The sequence below is a fragment of the Streptococcus suis genome, from assembly GCF_024509555.1.
Classification (GTDB): domain Bacteria; phylum Bacillota; class Bacilli; order Lactobacillales; family Streptococcaceae; genus Streptococcus; species Streptococcus suis_AD.
The window spans coordinates 1-303 of sequence record NZ_JAMWEL010000075.1 but is presented as its reverse complement, the minus strand read 5'-3'; the positions used below and the strand labels follow the sequence as shown (position 1 = coordinate 303).

Sequence of the window (303 nt, the reverse complement as noted above, 5' to 3'; positions counted from 1 at the left end):
AAGCAGGCAACACCTCAAACCCAGCAACAGACACTGCTAAGAATAATCCAGACACAACAGCACCAGAAGTACCATCAGTAGTAGCTAACGAAGATGGCTCAGTCACTGTAACTCCATCAACCACAGCCGGTGATGATACTAAGACCGTTGACATCACATACACTGATGAAAATGGCACAGAACAAACAGTAACTGTTACTAAAGAAGATGATGGTACATGGTCCGTTCCAGCAGATTCAGGTGTCACTGTAGATCCTACTACAGGCGCAGTCACAATTCCAGCAGATAAAGTTCAAGATGGCT

At 44.9% G+C, this 303-nt stretch carries 1 pseudogene; it reads left to right on the top strand.

The features are described from left to right. Positions 1–303, top strand: a pseudogene (locus NF418_RS10405) (hypothetical protein); the annotation flags it as partial.